Raw genomic sequence first — 12,671 nt, 5'->3', positions numbered from 1 at the left:
AGACTCCCCATGCGCCTGCTGGTTATCGAGGATGAGAAGAAAGCCGGCGAGTACCTGAAGAAGGGACTCGAAGAATCCGGCTTCACCGTTGACGTGGTGGCCAACGGCATCGATGGCCTGCACCATGCGCTCGAAGAGGACTACGACCTGGTGGTTCTCGACGTCATGCTTCCGGGCATGGACGGATGGGAGGTGTTGCGCCGCCTGCGCACCAAGAAGGACACCCCGGTCCTGCTGCTGACCGCGATCGACGAACTCGAAGAGCGCGTGCGCGGGCTTGAGCTTGGCGGCGACGACTATCTGGTCAAGCCCTTTGCCTTCGTGGAGCTGCTGGCGCGCATCCGCACCCTGCTCCGGCGGGGACCGCCGCGCGATATTGAACACGTCCATATCGGCGACCTGGAAATCGATGCCGTGCGACGACGCGTGCGGCGCAGCGGCCAGCGCATCGACCTGACGCCCAAGGAGTTCTCGTTGCTGCAGTTACTGGCGAGACGGCGCGGTGAAGTGCTGAGCCGCACGCAGATCGCCTCCTATGTGTGGGACATGAATTTCGACAGCGATACCAACGTGGTCGAGGTCGCCATACGCCGATTGCGCGTGAAGATCGATGACGGTCACGACACCAAGCTCATCCACACCGTGCGCGGCATGGGTTATGTGCTCGATGACGAACGCGGGGACGACTGATGCGTCGCCTCTCCCTCGCCACGCGGCTGACCGTCACCTTCACGGTGATCACAGCGGCGTGTTTCATCCTGGTGGGATGGCTGCTCTACCGGGCGGCGGAACAGCGCATCCTGGAGCAGGACGAGACCAACATTGTGCTTTCAGCCCGCCATCTTCGACGGCTCGTGGCCGAGCTGGACTCCATGGAGGACCTGAAGACCCATCAGGATCGCATGGTGGTCAGCGTCCTCGGTGATGACAACAACGCCTTGCGCATGGTCGATGATGCCGGGCATGTCATCGTTGACCACAATCCGACAAACCTTCCGCTCGCCCCCCAGGGCGTCGTGCCCACCGGTCAGCGTATCGTCGCCAGCATGCTGAACACATGGCATGGCGATCATGATTTTCCCATACGCGGCGTGGCCGTGGTGGGCCAGATGCGGGACGGTGCACACGTGACCATCATGGTGGCGCGCTCGTTTGCCGACCGCGCAGTGTTGCTTCGAAGATACCGGCGAGACATGGCGCTGCGCCTGTTGGCGGGCATGATCGCAGCGATGGTGCTCAGCTATCTGCTGGTGCGCCGCGCCCTTCGGCCCTTGCGATCCATGGCTGCCGACGCGGCCACCATCCATGCACAGAACCTCCATACGCGCCTGTCGGCCGGCAATGCGCCGACGGAGTTGCACGCCCTCGCCCATGCCTTGAACGAGATGCTCGATCGCCTCGAAGGCGGATTCGCGCGGGTCTGGCAGTTTACGGTCGACCTCGCGCACGACCTTCGCACGCCAGTGGGCAACCTGCGCGGCACCAATGAGGTAGCGCTCACGCGTCTGCGCACGAGCGCGGAGTACCAGGCCTTGCTCGGTTCCAATATCGAGGAATGCGACCGCGTAAGCCGGACTATCGAAAGTGTGTTGTTTCTGGCGCGCGCGGATAACCCCCAATTTGCGCTGCAGCGTTCGACCCTCGACGTACGCGAGGAGCTGCAGCGTATCGCCGATTACTTCGAAGGCATTGCTTTGGATGCAAGAGTCGGCATCGAGATCCAGGGTTCCGCCACGATCAGCGCAGACCGCGAACTATTTCGCCGGGCCGTGGGCAATCTCTTATCCAACGCTCTTCGCTATACCCCGCCGGAACAGATCATCACACTCCTGGCCAGCCGGACAGATGAAGCGGTGACAGTCGCGGTGGAGAATCCCGGCGCAGGCATCTCAGCGGAGCACCTGGACAAGCTGTTCGACCGCTTCTACCGGGTGGATCGTTCCCGCAGCGACTCGGCCAACTCCACGGGACTTGGCCTGTCCATCGTGAAAAGTATCATCGAACTTCATGGCGGCCGGGTCACGGTAGACAGCCAGCCACAGGGCATCACACGTTTCGTGCTCTGGTTTCCCGTTCACTGAGCAAACAAGCCCAAGGTCGAACATCCCGTTGACACAGCGACTGCGCTGGGTCGGGAGCGTGTTTCATTTAGCCATCCAATGCCTGCAGCAGTTGCTGTCGACCATCCTTGAGTACTTCATCGGCCAGTTCGGGATCGGCCTCGACCACCGCACGCGAAAGCACGAGTGAACCGACCATCTGACTGAACAATGCGATGGCCTTGCTCCTGCGCTCCTGCGCATCCTCGCCTTTCAGCACACTCGCCAGCTGGTCGATATTCCAGGTCAGTCCCTGCGCATAGGACTGCCGCGCTTCCTTGCTGAGGCGCCGCACATCGCCGGCGAATCCGGTCAGCGGACAACCGGCCTCGACATCGGCCCGGTGTTCCTCGGACAGATACCAATCGACGTGGCGCTTCATCGGATCGGCCGCGTCGTCTTTGGACGCTTGAATGCCAGCCAGCAGCCGCTCCGCTCCCTCCTCCATGGCCTTCTCCATCACCGCCGCGACCAGGGCATCCTTCGACTTGAAGTGGTTGTAGAAGCCCCCCTGGGTAAATCCGGCGGCCTTGGTCAGCTCCGACAGGCCCACGGCAGCCACTCCCCGCTCGCGGAACAGCTTTTCCGCTGCGGCGACGATAGATCGTTTATTTTCAATGGCTTGCTGCTTTGTAACACCCATGTCGCTACTCCTGGCCAAGGCCCAACAAGACCATTATCTCAAAAAACAATGGTGATCACCATTGACAATGGTCCAACCCGGTGCCAGTCTACTCTACGTCAATGGTGATCACCATTGTGATCTCCAGCCGTCCGGTCAACTGAGCCGCCAGACTTCCAGAGGAAACGACCATGTCCACGACCTCCGCCGAACAAAACAAAGCCCTGGTGCTTGAGGCCTTCGACACGCTGTTCAACCAGCGCGACTACGAAGCGGCCAAACACTACTGGTCCGATCAATACATCCAGCACAGCGCGCATATCGAGCCCGGCCGTGACGGCCTGTTCAATCTGATCCGCAGCATTCCCGACACGCTGCGCTACGAACACGGGTTGATCCTGGCCGAGGGCGACTACGTCATCGTGCACGGGCGCTTCTCCGGGCACGGTCGTCCGGCTGCGTGGATTGCCGCCGATGTCGTGCGCATCGAGAACGGCAAGCTGGCCGAACACTGGGACGTGCTGCAAGACGAAGCCACCCAGGCCGAATCCAAAAGCGGTTTGCCGATGTTCGGCGAACGCTTCCCTTCCTGATTTCCTTCGAGGAGTACGCTCATGAAACTCACCGGCAACACCATCTTCATCACCGGCGGCGCCTCCGGCATCGGCCGCGGACTGGCCGAAGCCCTCCATCGATCGGGCAATAAAGTGATCATCGCCAGCCGCCGCAAAGCGCTGCTTGATGCGGTGACGCAAGCCAATCCAGGCATGCAATCGCTGGTCATGGATGTGAGCGACGTGGAGAGCATCCGCAGCGCCGCCGCCGAAGCCATCGAACGATTTCCCGACATCAACGTTGTCATCAACAACGCGGGGATCATGGATATCGACGACGCATCCCGCCCGCTGGACGACAAGCAGATGCTCGATACGGTGACCACCAATCTGCTTGGCCCCATGCGCCTGACCTCGGCTTTCGTCGAGCACCTCAAGACCCGCAAGAACGCCGTGATCGCGTATGTCACCTCGGTCCTCGGCTTCGTACCGCTGGCGCCCGCCGCTGTGTACTCGGCAAGCAAGGCCGCCATGCACTCCTACGCGATGTCGCAGCGATTCATGTTGAGCAACGATGATGTGCGCGTGCTCGAAATCGCCCCGCCCTGGGTGCAGACCGACCTGCTCAACAGCAGCGAAGAGCCGCGTGCGATGCCGCTCAAGCCCTTCATCGAACAAACCATGGCTGCGCTGGCCACCGATGCCGACGAAATCCTGGTGGAACGTGCTCAAGCGCTGCGCGCCAATCCTGGCCCGGGCGAAATGGCCTTCGTGACCGAGTTCAATGGCGCGTTTCTTTCGGGCGCGGCAGCCGCGGCCTAGATCAGACTGCACGTGAACGAAACGCCGGAGACATGCGAACGGCGCTGATACGCACCTGACAAACGCCTCTCCACCCGAAGGCACGTCACGACCAGCCGCTTTTCGCTATGCTGCGCGGACCCTGGCCGACCTGCCATCGGGAGGAGCGTGTATGACCTCCGTTCGCTTGACTGATCTGGCCCACGGCGGTGGCTGTGGCTGCAAGCTCGCACCATCGGTGCTGCAGGAGTTGCTTGCCAACAAGCCCGCGACGATGCCGTATGCGCATCTGCTGGTGGGCACGGAAAACAGCGACGATGCGGCCGTGTGGCAGGTGGATGAAAGTACCTGCGTCATCGCCACCACCGATTTCTTTATGCCGGTGGTCGATGATCCTTATGACTTCGGGCGCATCGCCGCCACCAATGCGCTATCGGATGTGTATGCCATGGGCGGCAAGCCGATCATGGCGCTGGCCATCCTGGGCATGCCGCTGAACAAGCTCGATGTGGACACCGTGCGTGCGATTCTTGCTGGCGGCGAAGCGGTTTGCACGCAGGCCGGTATTCCGGTGGCGGGCGGCCACTCGATTGATTCTGCCGAGCCGATCTACGGACTTGCCGTGGTCGGTTTGTCGGCGGCGCGCAACGTGCGGCGCAACTCCACTGCACGCGCCGGCGACGCACTGATCCTGACCAAGGGCATCGGTGTCGGCATCTATTCGGCAGCCTTCAAGAAGCAGGCGCTGCCCGCCGACGCGTACACCGAGATGCTGGTATCCACCACTTTGCTCAACCGCATCGGTTGCGAACTGGGCAAGGACGAAGACGTGCATGCGATCACCGACGTCACCGGCTTCGGTCTGCTGGGACACGGCCTGGAAATGGCGCGGGGCAGTGGCCTGCGCATACGCCTGGAACAGGCGCGCATTCCGTTCTTCCGGCAGGCACAGGCCCTGGCCGAAGCGGGTTACGTCACCGGCGCTTCCAACCGCAACTGGAACAGCTACAGCGACGGCGTCACCCTGCCCGCGGATTTGCCGGCATGGCGCCGCGCCTTGCTGACCGATCCGCAAACCTCGGGCGGCCTGCTGGTGGCGTGCAAGCCCGAGCGGGCCGAAGCGATTCGGTCGCAGATCGAGGCGGCCGGCTATCCCTGCGCGAGCATCATCGGCACGCTGAGTGACGGAACGCCGGGCATCGACGTCGTATAAGACAACCGCCAGAGATGGCGGAAGAGCATGGGAGTCGAACCCACCCGAGACAGTCTTATCTGCCTCACCCGGATTTGAAGTCCGGACGCCCCACCGGAGACGATGCTCTTCCTTAATCGCGCGATCACGACGAGGCGGGTCCGTACAAGTCGAGGGAGCGCGCCTGCATCCTGCGCATGCTACCGCGATTGAGCGTGACGCCCTGCCGGTCGAGAAATTCTAGTATCTGGATGGCGACTTTACGACCATTGTCCAGGCGATCGCGAAACTGCGCCGCGGTGAACCGCCCGTCACTGGATTGCGCAGAAATATCCGCCGCGATCATGACCATCTCGTGCATGGTCGCGCGCAGGAAGAAGTGGTCATGCGCCACTTCGTCGGCCAGGCCCATGCGCGCCGCCAAATGCATCAGCTGCCGAATCTCCTGCTCGGGGCGCGACAGCACGCCGGCAATGTCGCGAACGCGCGGCGGACGAAAGCGCTCGCCGCCGCCCAAAAGCGGCGCCACGCGTTGCCACATCGCCTCGCTGGCCGGATTCATCTGCAGGGAGTGGCTGGCCAGGCGCACAAACGCACCGTCACGGACCACGCGTCCCGCGAGGTCGGCGTGTTGCAAGGCCAGCGCAAATGCCGACGGCGGCAATTTCGGTTGCACGGCCAGCCGCAGCTTTTCCCGGCCCATGCCTTGGACATCCGGGTTGTTGGCGTGAAACGCTTCCAGTCGCTCGATCAGATTGGCGACAAAGGTCGGCCAATGTGCCTGGCTGATCGCAATGCGTTCGTCGTCTGCCTGGAAGATGATCGGCGCCAGCGCCGCTACGACGCCTTCCATCACGGCATCGGAGAGTGCGCGATCCCGCGCGAAAGCCAGCAGATCCCAGGCGAACGGCGGCGCCTCCAGCAGGCTGGCCAAGGCTTGCCGAGGATCGCTGATCGCTTGCGCTTCACGCTGCGCTTCACGCGCTGCCGTTCGCCGTTGCCGCGATGGTGCGCGCAGATCGAAAAACTGTCCGCCACCCATGGTGCGCTGGGCGGACACGTCACGCAGCACGAAGCGATCAAACGCTGCCGCGGCAATCGGACGGCTCAACACCAGTTGCACGTCGGCCATCTGGCCAGGCAAGAGCTGCTGCCCTTCGAGCAGGACGATGCGTGCGCCCACTTCCACCGCGGCGTGATGCAGCCGTGCCGGAAACCATTGGCCGATCGGCCGGGGTTCGCCAGGCAAGAGCTGCAGGCGCGCATCGATGCGATCGGTGGGCGCGTGCAGGAAAGGATCGACCACCATGTCGCCGCGATGGATCGTGTCCTTGGCGATGTCCTCGCCGACCAGGTTGAGCGCGCACCGGTCGCCTGCACGCCCGCACTCCACGTCGCGGTTCTGCGCGTGCACCGAGCGCACGCGTGCGGCAAGCCCCGTGGGGCTGAGCAACACCTGGTCTTTGACACGAACCACGCCCGACAAGACGGTGCCCGTCACCACCAGTCCGATGCCGGGCAAGGTGAAAACGCGGTCGACCGCCAGGCGAAAACGGCCGTCGCTGGCGCGCTCGCCCAGGGCACGCGCCTCGGCGACGAGTCGATCGCGCAGTGCATCGACACCCTCACCCGTGATCGAAGAAACCGGCCATACCTCGGCGCCTTCCAGTACCGTCCCTGCCATCGCCTCATGGATCTGTGCACTCACCTCGGCAAGGCGTCCGGGCGTTACGCGATCGACCTTGGTCAGCGCAACCAGGCCACGCTCGACCTGCAACAGATCGAGGATGGCCAGGTGTTCGAGGGTCTGCGGCATCACGCCATCGTCGGCTGCCACCACCAGCAGCGCGATATCGATGCCGCTCGCACCCGCCACCATGGTGTGCACGAAACGTTCGTGGCCCGGCACGTCGATGAAGCCGAGGATGCTGCTGTCGTCCAGCGGAAGAAACGCGAATCCCAGGTCGATGGTGATGCCGCGGCGCTGCTCTTCCTTCAGGCGATCGCCCTCGACACCGGTCAGGGCGCGCACCAGCGCCGTCTTGCCGTGATCGATGTGGCCCGCCGTGCCTACGATCATGGAGCGTGCGTGGCGGCGGCTGGGAGCTGGGCGAGCGCCTCGAGGAATGCGTTCTCGTCCTGTTCGTCCAGGCAACGCAGGTCCAGTCGCAATGCGCCCACGGCGACCCGGCCGATGATGGGACGCGGCAGCGCACGCAGCGCCGCGGTCAAGCGCTCCAACGCGCTCTGGCTGCCACGCGCGCGTATCACCAGGGCAGCGCTGGTCAGCGTATCCAGCGGCAAGGCGCCGGAACCGACCTGGCTGAGGCAGTCGTCGACATCCACGGCAAAAGCGTCGCCGAGACGCTCTGCTACGGCGGGGAGCAATCGTTGCGCCTGCGCCTGGATATCGGACTGCTGGCGTGCAAGAAAACGCAACGTCGGCAGCCGTTCGGCCAGGCGATCCGGATCGTGATAGAGCTTGAGCGTGGCCTCGATCGCAGCGAGGCGAAGCTTGTCCACGCGCAGCGCGCGCTTGAGCGGATTGCGGTTGATTTGTTCGATCAGCGCACGATCGCCGACGATGAAGCCGGCCTGCGGACCGCCCAGCAATTTGTCGCCGGAGAAGGTGACCAGCCGCGCGCCCTCGCCCACCGCCTCGCGCACGGTCGGTTCCTTGGCCAGCCCGTAGTGCGACAGATCCACCAGGCTGCCGGAGCCCAGGTCGTTCAGCAGCGGCACACCGGCGGCATCGGCGATGGCCGCCAGCTCGGCGGCGCCCACTTCGGCGGTAAAGCCCTGGATGCGGTAATTGGAGGTGTGCACCTTGAGCACGATGCCCGTGCGTGGGCTGAGCACGCTGCGATAGTCGGCAGCATGGGTGCGGTTGGTGGTTCCCACTTCCACCATGTGCGCGCCTGCGCGAGCCATGATGTCGGGCATGCGGAAGGCGCCGCCGATCTCGATCAGCTCGCCTCGCGAAACCACGGCGTCACGGCCGAGCGCAAAGGTGTTGAGGCAGAGCAGCACGGCGGCGGCGTTGTTGTTCACCACGGTGGCGTCTTCGGCGCCGGTCAGGCTGCACAGCAGGGAGCGCAGATGATCGTCGCGGTCGCCGCGCCCGCCTTCGTCCAGGTCAAATTCGAGCGATACGGGATGACGCATCGCCTCCACCGCCGCATCGATCGCCGCCTCGGCCAGCAGCGCGCGACCGAGATTGGTGTGCAGCACGGTGCCGGTAAGGTTGAACAAGGGGCGCAGGCCCGGCGTGCGTGCATCCAGCCACGCGCCGGCACGCTGGGCGAGTTCGTCGGCGCCGGGTGCAGTGCCGGGAGCGGCGCGCAAGGCGGCACGCGCGTCGTCGATCATGCGGCGGATGGCGTCGGTGGTCGCCACGCGCCCGTGTCGTTCCAGCAACAGCATCGCTTCAGCCGTTGCCAGCACCGTGGCAACCGCCGGAAGTTGGCGCAGCGAGACGACATCGGGTTCCGCCATGGCGCGTATCCAGTGACATCGGCGGGCACGCTTGCGTGCCGACCGATGATGGCTAATGTTGGCCCTATGCTGCTGGGCGCGTTCAAGCCGGTCAAGGCGCTTCGTCACCACGCCTGCCTGCACATCGGATTCACGAACGACCGTGGCTATGGCCTTCGCTAGGGTGACATTGGCCAAATGCCGTAGCATGCTCTCTCGCGCGACTGCACCGCAGCCGCGATGGGCTTGCCCCTGCACAGTGCGTCCGGCCTGTGGCAGAGGTGGCAATGGCGTGCCCTGTCAGGGCCGTGATGTCACGACTGTTCGTGGGGATGTCCATGTCTGCTGCAATTCAAACAGCGCGTCATGTCCGCTGGTTCGTGTTCCTGTTGCTGGTGGTTGCCGGCTTGTTCTACGTGAAGTGGCATCCGTATTACGGACGCGCCTTTGTCGCCGCATCCCAGCATTCGATCGGCCACTCGATCCTGATGGGCGACCAGGCCAGCGCACCAGCGCCGTCCTGGAGCGCCGCACTCGGCTATGCCGTCGCTTATGGCAAGGCCATCTGGCAGGCGATGGTGCTCGGCTTGTTGCTGGGCTCGGGCGTCCAGGCCTTGCTGCCGGTACGCTGGGTGGAGCGCGTGCTTGGTCGCTACGGTTTCGGCAGTGTGCTGGCCGGCGGGCTCCTCGCGGTGCCGGGAATGATGTGCACCTGCTGCGCCTCGCCGGTGGTGGTGGGCCTGCGCGCACATCGGGCGACGCCCGGTGCGGCGGTCGCTTTCTGGCTGGGCAACACGATGTTGAATCCGGCGACGCTGATCTTCACCGGCTTCGTCCTCGGCTGGTACTGGACCGGGCTGCGCCTGCTGCTCAGCGTGCCGATGGTGTTCGGGCTGGGCTATCTGGCCAACCGGATGTCGACACCGGGCGCGGACGTGCCGATCCCGGCGCAGCCGCTGGAGTCCGAACCCGTGTCATGGGGCGAAACGCTGAAGCGCTGGGCGCGCATCTTCCTGAGGATGACGGTGCGACTGATTCCCGAATACGTGGTGATCGTGTTGCTGCTGGGCGCGGCGCGCGCCTGGATGTTCCCGCATATCGGTCCGGAGATCGGCAACCAGTGGTTCTGGATCGCGGCGCTGGCCGTGGCCGGCATGCTGTTCGTGATTCCCACCGCGGGTGAAGTGCCGATCGTGCAGGCCATGCTGGCCCTTGGCATCGGCGCCGGGCCTGCGGCGGCCTTGATGATGACCTTGCCGCCGGTCAGCCTGCCCTCGCTGGTGATGGTTGGCCGATCTTTCAATCTGCGCCTGCTGCTGGCGCTGGCAGCGGCCGTGGTCGGCTTCGGCATCCTGGGTGGCGCGCTGGCGTCAGGGCTGGGTCTGCACTGAGGCACGCGATGGCGGTGGCTAGTCGGCCACCGCTTCGCCATCGCCCACCAGCAGCAGCGGGTTGGGCGCGTGGCGGGCAAAACCCGCTTCGGTGACCAGGATGTCCAGGCCGAGCGAGGCCAGATCGTCCGCATACGGATCGACCTTGGTGTCCTTCAGCTGATAGAGGACCTTGGCGTAGGTGTGGCATTCGGCGCAGGTTTCGGCCTTGACGATGCCCGGGTCATCTTCGATGCCTTGCAGGAACAGCTTGCGTGTACCGCCGCAGGTGATGCACACCGCACGCATGTGGTTCCACGCGGCGGAGCACATCGAGCACGACAGATAGCGCGTGCCGGGCGTCACGCCGGTCGCCGTGATCACGCCCGATACCGAAGGCGAGCCGCAGCATGGGCAGAGCGAGCGTTCTTCGAGCAGGCGCAGATCGTCGGCCCGCAGACGCGCTGCCGAACAGGTGAAATACACTTGCAGCGCCGCGGCAACGAACACCACCGCGCCCACTTCGGCAGCCTCCAGTTCGCCACGCAGGAAGTGGTCGGCCAGTTCGTCCAGCGCGGCGGCATCGCTGCGCTGCAGTTGCTCCATCGCATGCACGGCCGCCGGTGGCAGGCCAACGCGATCGATGCGTTCGAGCAGCAGCGCGAGGCCAGCACGCCATGACGCGTCACGACGATGGCCGTCGGCGGCCAGCGGCGGCAGGCGCGCTTCCACTGCCTGCGCTACCCACGCCTCACTGAGTTCCGCTGCAGGCGTCAACGTGGTTGCCACTTCGTGCTGCGCTCGCGAGAGCATCGACATGAACTGCAACCAAGCCTCCATCGGATGCCCGTCTGCCAGCTGCTCCAAGCGCTTTGCCGTGGCTGCAAAGCGCTTGCCCGGATCGGCCAGCACGATCGGATCGGGCGAACGGACGCCGGCGTGCTGCGGGCCGGTCCATTTGCCCTCGGGCGGTGCGCCAGCCTGCTTCATGGACGCTTCCTGATGCTGTTCTTGCCGTTCTGGCCGGACGCCAGCTCCCACAGCCATTTGCGGTGATGGCGCCAGGCCCAGCCCGGCGTCACATAACCTTGGGTCATCGCACGCACCGAGTGACGCACCCAGATGCCGGCATACACGTGGACGATCCAGATGATGATGGCAAGGAAGGCTGCGGTGCTGTGGATCAGCACGGCGGCGCGCTGCACCGGAATGGAGGTGGCTTCGCCGAAATACACTTCCCAGATCGTCAAGCCGGTGATGAACAAGGTGGGGATCAGCAGGGTCATCGACCAGAACACCAGTTTCTGGCCGGCATTGTTGTGGCCAACCGCGGGTATGTGTTCCTCATCGTCCTCGATCACCGCGGGCACCGACTTCATCCACGCAGTATCTTCCTGGCGCCAGAGGTTCGCACGCCAGAACTGCGCGATCATCCCGATATAGCTCGCCATCAGCACGCAGCCTATCCAGGGATGGATCGCGCGCGTCCACTGGCCGCCGCCAAACAGATTGGACAGCCAGAACATGATCGGGTGAAACATCGACAGGCCCGACAGCACCATCAAGGTAAAGCAGATGGCATTGATCAAGTGGTTGACCCGCTGGGAGGTGGTGTAGCGAACAATGACGGTCCTGGGCCGGTTCATGGCGTCTTCTCCGCGGCATCCTCCAGCACGCGCTCGCCCTGCACCTCGTCCTCTTCAGTCACTTCGTTGGGACCCTTCACGATGTAATGGAAGAAGCCCACCACGGCAGCCAGCGCGATGCCCACCATCGCCAGCGGCTTGGCAATGCCCTTCCATGCTTCCACCGCAGCGCTGATGCGCGGGTTGTCGGGCAGGCCCGAATACAGCGAGGGCTTGTCGGCGTGATGCAGCACGTACATCACGTGGGTGCCGCCCACTTCCGGCGGGTCGTACAAGCCAGCCTTTTCGAAACCGCGCGATTTCAGGTCGACGATGCGCTCGCCCGCCCAGTGCGCCATGTCGGTCTTGGTGCCGAACATGATGGCGCCAGTGGGACATGCCTTGACGCACGCCGGCTCCAGGCCCACGGCGACGCGATCCGAACACAGCGTGCACTTGTAGGACTTGTGGTCCTTCTTGCTGATGCGCGGAATATCGAACGGGCAACCCTTCACGCAGTAGCCGCAGCCGATGCATTTGTCGCTGATGAAATCGACGATGCCGTTGGCGTATTGCACGATCGCCCCCGGCGCCGGACACGCCTTGAGGCAGCCGGGATCTTCGCAGTGCATGCAGCCGTCCTTGCGGATCAGCCATTCCAGATTGCCCTGCTCGTTTTCGTATTCGGCAAACTTCATCAGCGTCCACACATCGGGGCTCAGATCATTGGGATTCTGATAAGAGCCTTCGAAGTGGCCAATTTCCTGGCGAAGGTTGTTCCACTCCATGCACGCCGACTGGCAGGCCTTGCAGCCGATGCAGCGGGTCACATCGATGAGCTTGGCCACCTGCTCCTCGGTGCTGCGCGCCATGGGCGGCGTCATCGTGGAGGCGGAACGCCGGATGTAATCTTGCGATTGCAGATCGGACATGA

12 protein-coding genes and 1 tRNA gene are annotated in these 12,671 nt (G+C 64.1%); 6 read left to right on the top strand and 7 right to left on the bottom strand.

Annotated elements, in window-relative coordinates:
* The first annotated feature begins 9 nt into the window (after nt 1-9).
* Nucleotides 10-690 carry a heavy metal response regulator transcription factor gene (locus tag AC1DKY_RS12465; protein WP_441603642.1) on the top strand — a complete coding sequence of 227 codons (681 nt, stop codon included), beginning with the start codon at nt 10-12 and terminating at the stop codon, nt 688-690.
* Complete coding sequence (locus AC1DKY_RS12460; protein WP_441603641.1) at nt 690-2,081, top strand: heavy metal sensor histidine kinase; 1,392 nt, start codon at nt 690-692, stop codon at nt 2,079-2,081. Before AC1DKY_RS12465 ends, AC1DKY_RS12460 begins: the two co-directional genes overlap by 1 nt.
* A 67-nt stretch (nt 2,082-2,148) precedes the next feature.
* Here the strand turns inward: AC1DKY_RS12460 and AC1DKY_RS12455 are convergent, their stop codons facing one another.
* Nucleotides 2,149-2,760, bottom strand: coding sequence for a TetR/AcrR family transcriptional regulator (locus AC1DKY_RS12455; protein ID WP_441603640.1), 612 nt, complete (start codon nt 2,758-2,760; stop codon nt 2,149-2,151).
* A gap of 152 nt (nt 2,761-2,912) precedes the next feature.
* Here AC1DKY_RS12455 and AC1DKY_RS12450 point away from each other — a divergent pair, with 152 nt between their 5' ends.
* The 3 genes from AC1DKY_RS12450 to selD all read left to right on the top strand — a co-directional run bounded on the left by AC1DKY_RS12450 (nt 2,913) and on the right by selD (nt 5,289).
* The gene (locus AC1DKY_RS12450) at nt 2,913-3,314 is read left to right on the top strand and encodes a nuclear transport factor 2 family protein (RefSeq protein WP_441603639.1); all 402 of its coding nucleotides are present in this window, start codon (nt 2,913-2,915) and stop codon (nt 3,312-3,314) included.
* A 21-nt stretch (nt 3,315-3,335) separates the two neighbouring features.
* Nucleotides 3,336-4,097, top strand: coding sequence for an SDR family oxidoreductase (locus tag AC1DKY_RS12445; RefSeq protein ID WP_441603638.1), 762 nt, complete (start codon nt 3,336-3,338; stop codon nt 4,095-4,097).
* Nucleotides 4,098-4,248: 151 nt separating this feature from the next.
* Complete coding sequence (gene selD, locus AC1DKY_RS12440; protein ID WP_441603637.1) at nt 4,249-5,289, top strand: selenide, water dikinase SelD; 1,041 nt, start codon at nt 4,249-4,251, stop codon at nt 5,287-5,289.
* Between the two features lie 15 nt (nt 5,290-5,304).
* Here the strand turns inward: selD and AC1DKY_RS12435 are convergent.
* From AC1DKY_RS12435 to selA, 3 genes are all read right to left on the bottom strand, one after another.
* Nucleotides 5,305-5,401 (bottom strand) — tRNA-Sec (locus AC1DKY_RS12435).
* 12 nt (nt 5,402-5,413) lie between these two features.
* Nucleotides 5,414-7,348, bottom strand: a complete 1,935-nt coding sequence (gene selB / locus AC1DKY_RS12430; protein WP_441603636.1) for a selenocysteine-specific translation elongation factor — start codon at nt 7,346-7,348, stop codon at nt 5,414-5,416.
* Nucleotides 7,345-8,763, bottom strand: coding sequence for an L-seryl-tRNA(Sec) selenium transferase (selA, locus tag AC1DKY_RS12425; protein ID WP_441603635.1), 1,419 nt, complete (start codon nt 8,761-8,763; stop codon nt 7,345-7,347). Before selA ends, selB begins: the two co-directional genes overlap by 4 nt.
* A 317-nt stretch (nt 8,764-9,080) precedes the next feature.
* Here selA and AC1DKY_RS12420 point away from each other — a divergent pair, with 317 nt between their 5' ends.
* Nucleotides 9,081-10,133: a permease gene (locus tag AC1DKY_RS12420; RefSeq protein ID WP_441603634.1), complete on the top strand. Its 1,053-nt coding sequence runs from the start codon at nt 9,081-9,083 to the stop codon at nt 10,131-10,133.
* Between the two features lie 18 nt (nt 10,134-10,151).
* Here AC1DKY_RS12420 and fdhE read toward each other — a convergent pair whose 3' ends face one another.
* Genes fdhE through fdxH form a run of 3 tightly spaced genes read right to left on the bottom strand, consistent with a single transcriptional unit; the run spans nt 10,152 to nt 12,669 of the window.
* Nucleotides 10,152-11,102, bottom strand: a complete 951-nt coding sequence (gene fdhE, locus AC1DKY_RS12415; RefSeq protein WP_441603633.1) for a formate dehydrogenase accessory protein FdhE — start codon at nt 11,100-11,102, stop codon at nt 10,152-10,154.
* A complete protein-coding gene (locus AC1DKY_RS12410; RefSeq protein ID WP_441603632.1) occupies nt 11,099-11,758 on the bottom strand; it encodes a formate dehydrogenase subunit gamma in 660 nt (219 codons plus the stop codon). Before AC1DKY_RS12410 ends, fdhE begins: the two co-directional genes overlap by 4 nt.
* Entirely contained in the window at nt 11,755-12,669 is a 915-nt protein-coding gene (fdxH, locus tag AC1DKY_RS12405) for a formate dehydrogenase subunit beta (RefSeq protein ID WP_441603631.1), read from the bottom strand. Before fdxH ends, AC1DKY_RS12410 begins: the two co-directional genes overlap by 4 nt.
* Between the last annotated feature and the right edge of the window lie 2 nt (nt 12,670-12,671).

The organism is Dyella sp. 01N448, from assembly GCF_056399225.1.
The sequence above is the reverse complement of the archived record's forward strand: the minus strand, read 5'-3'. Positions and strand labels throughout refer to the sequence as shown.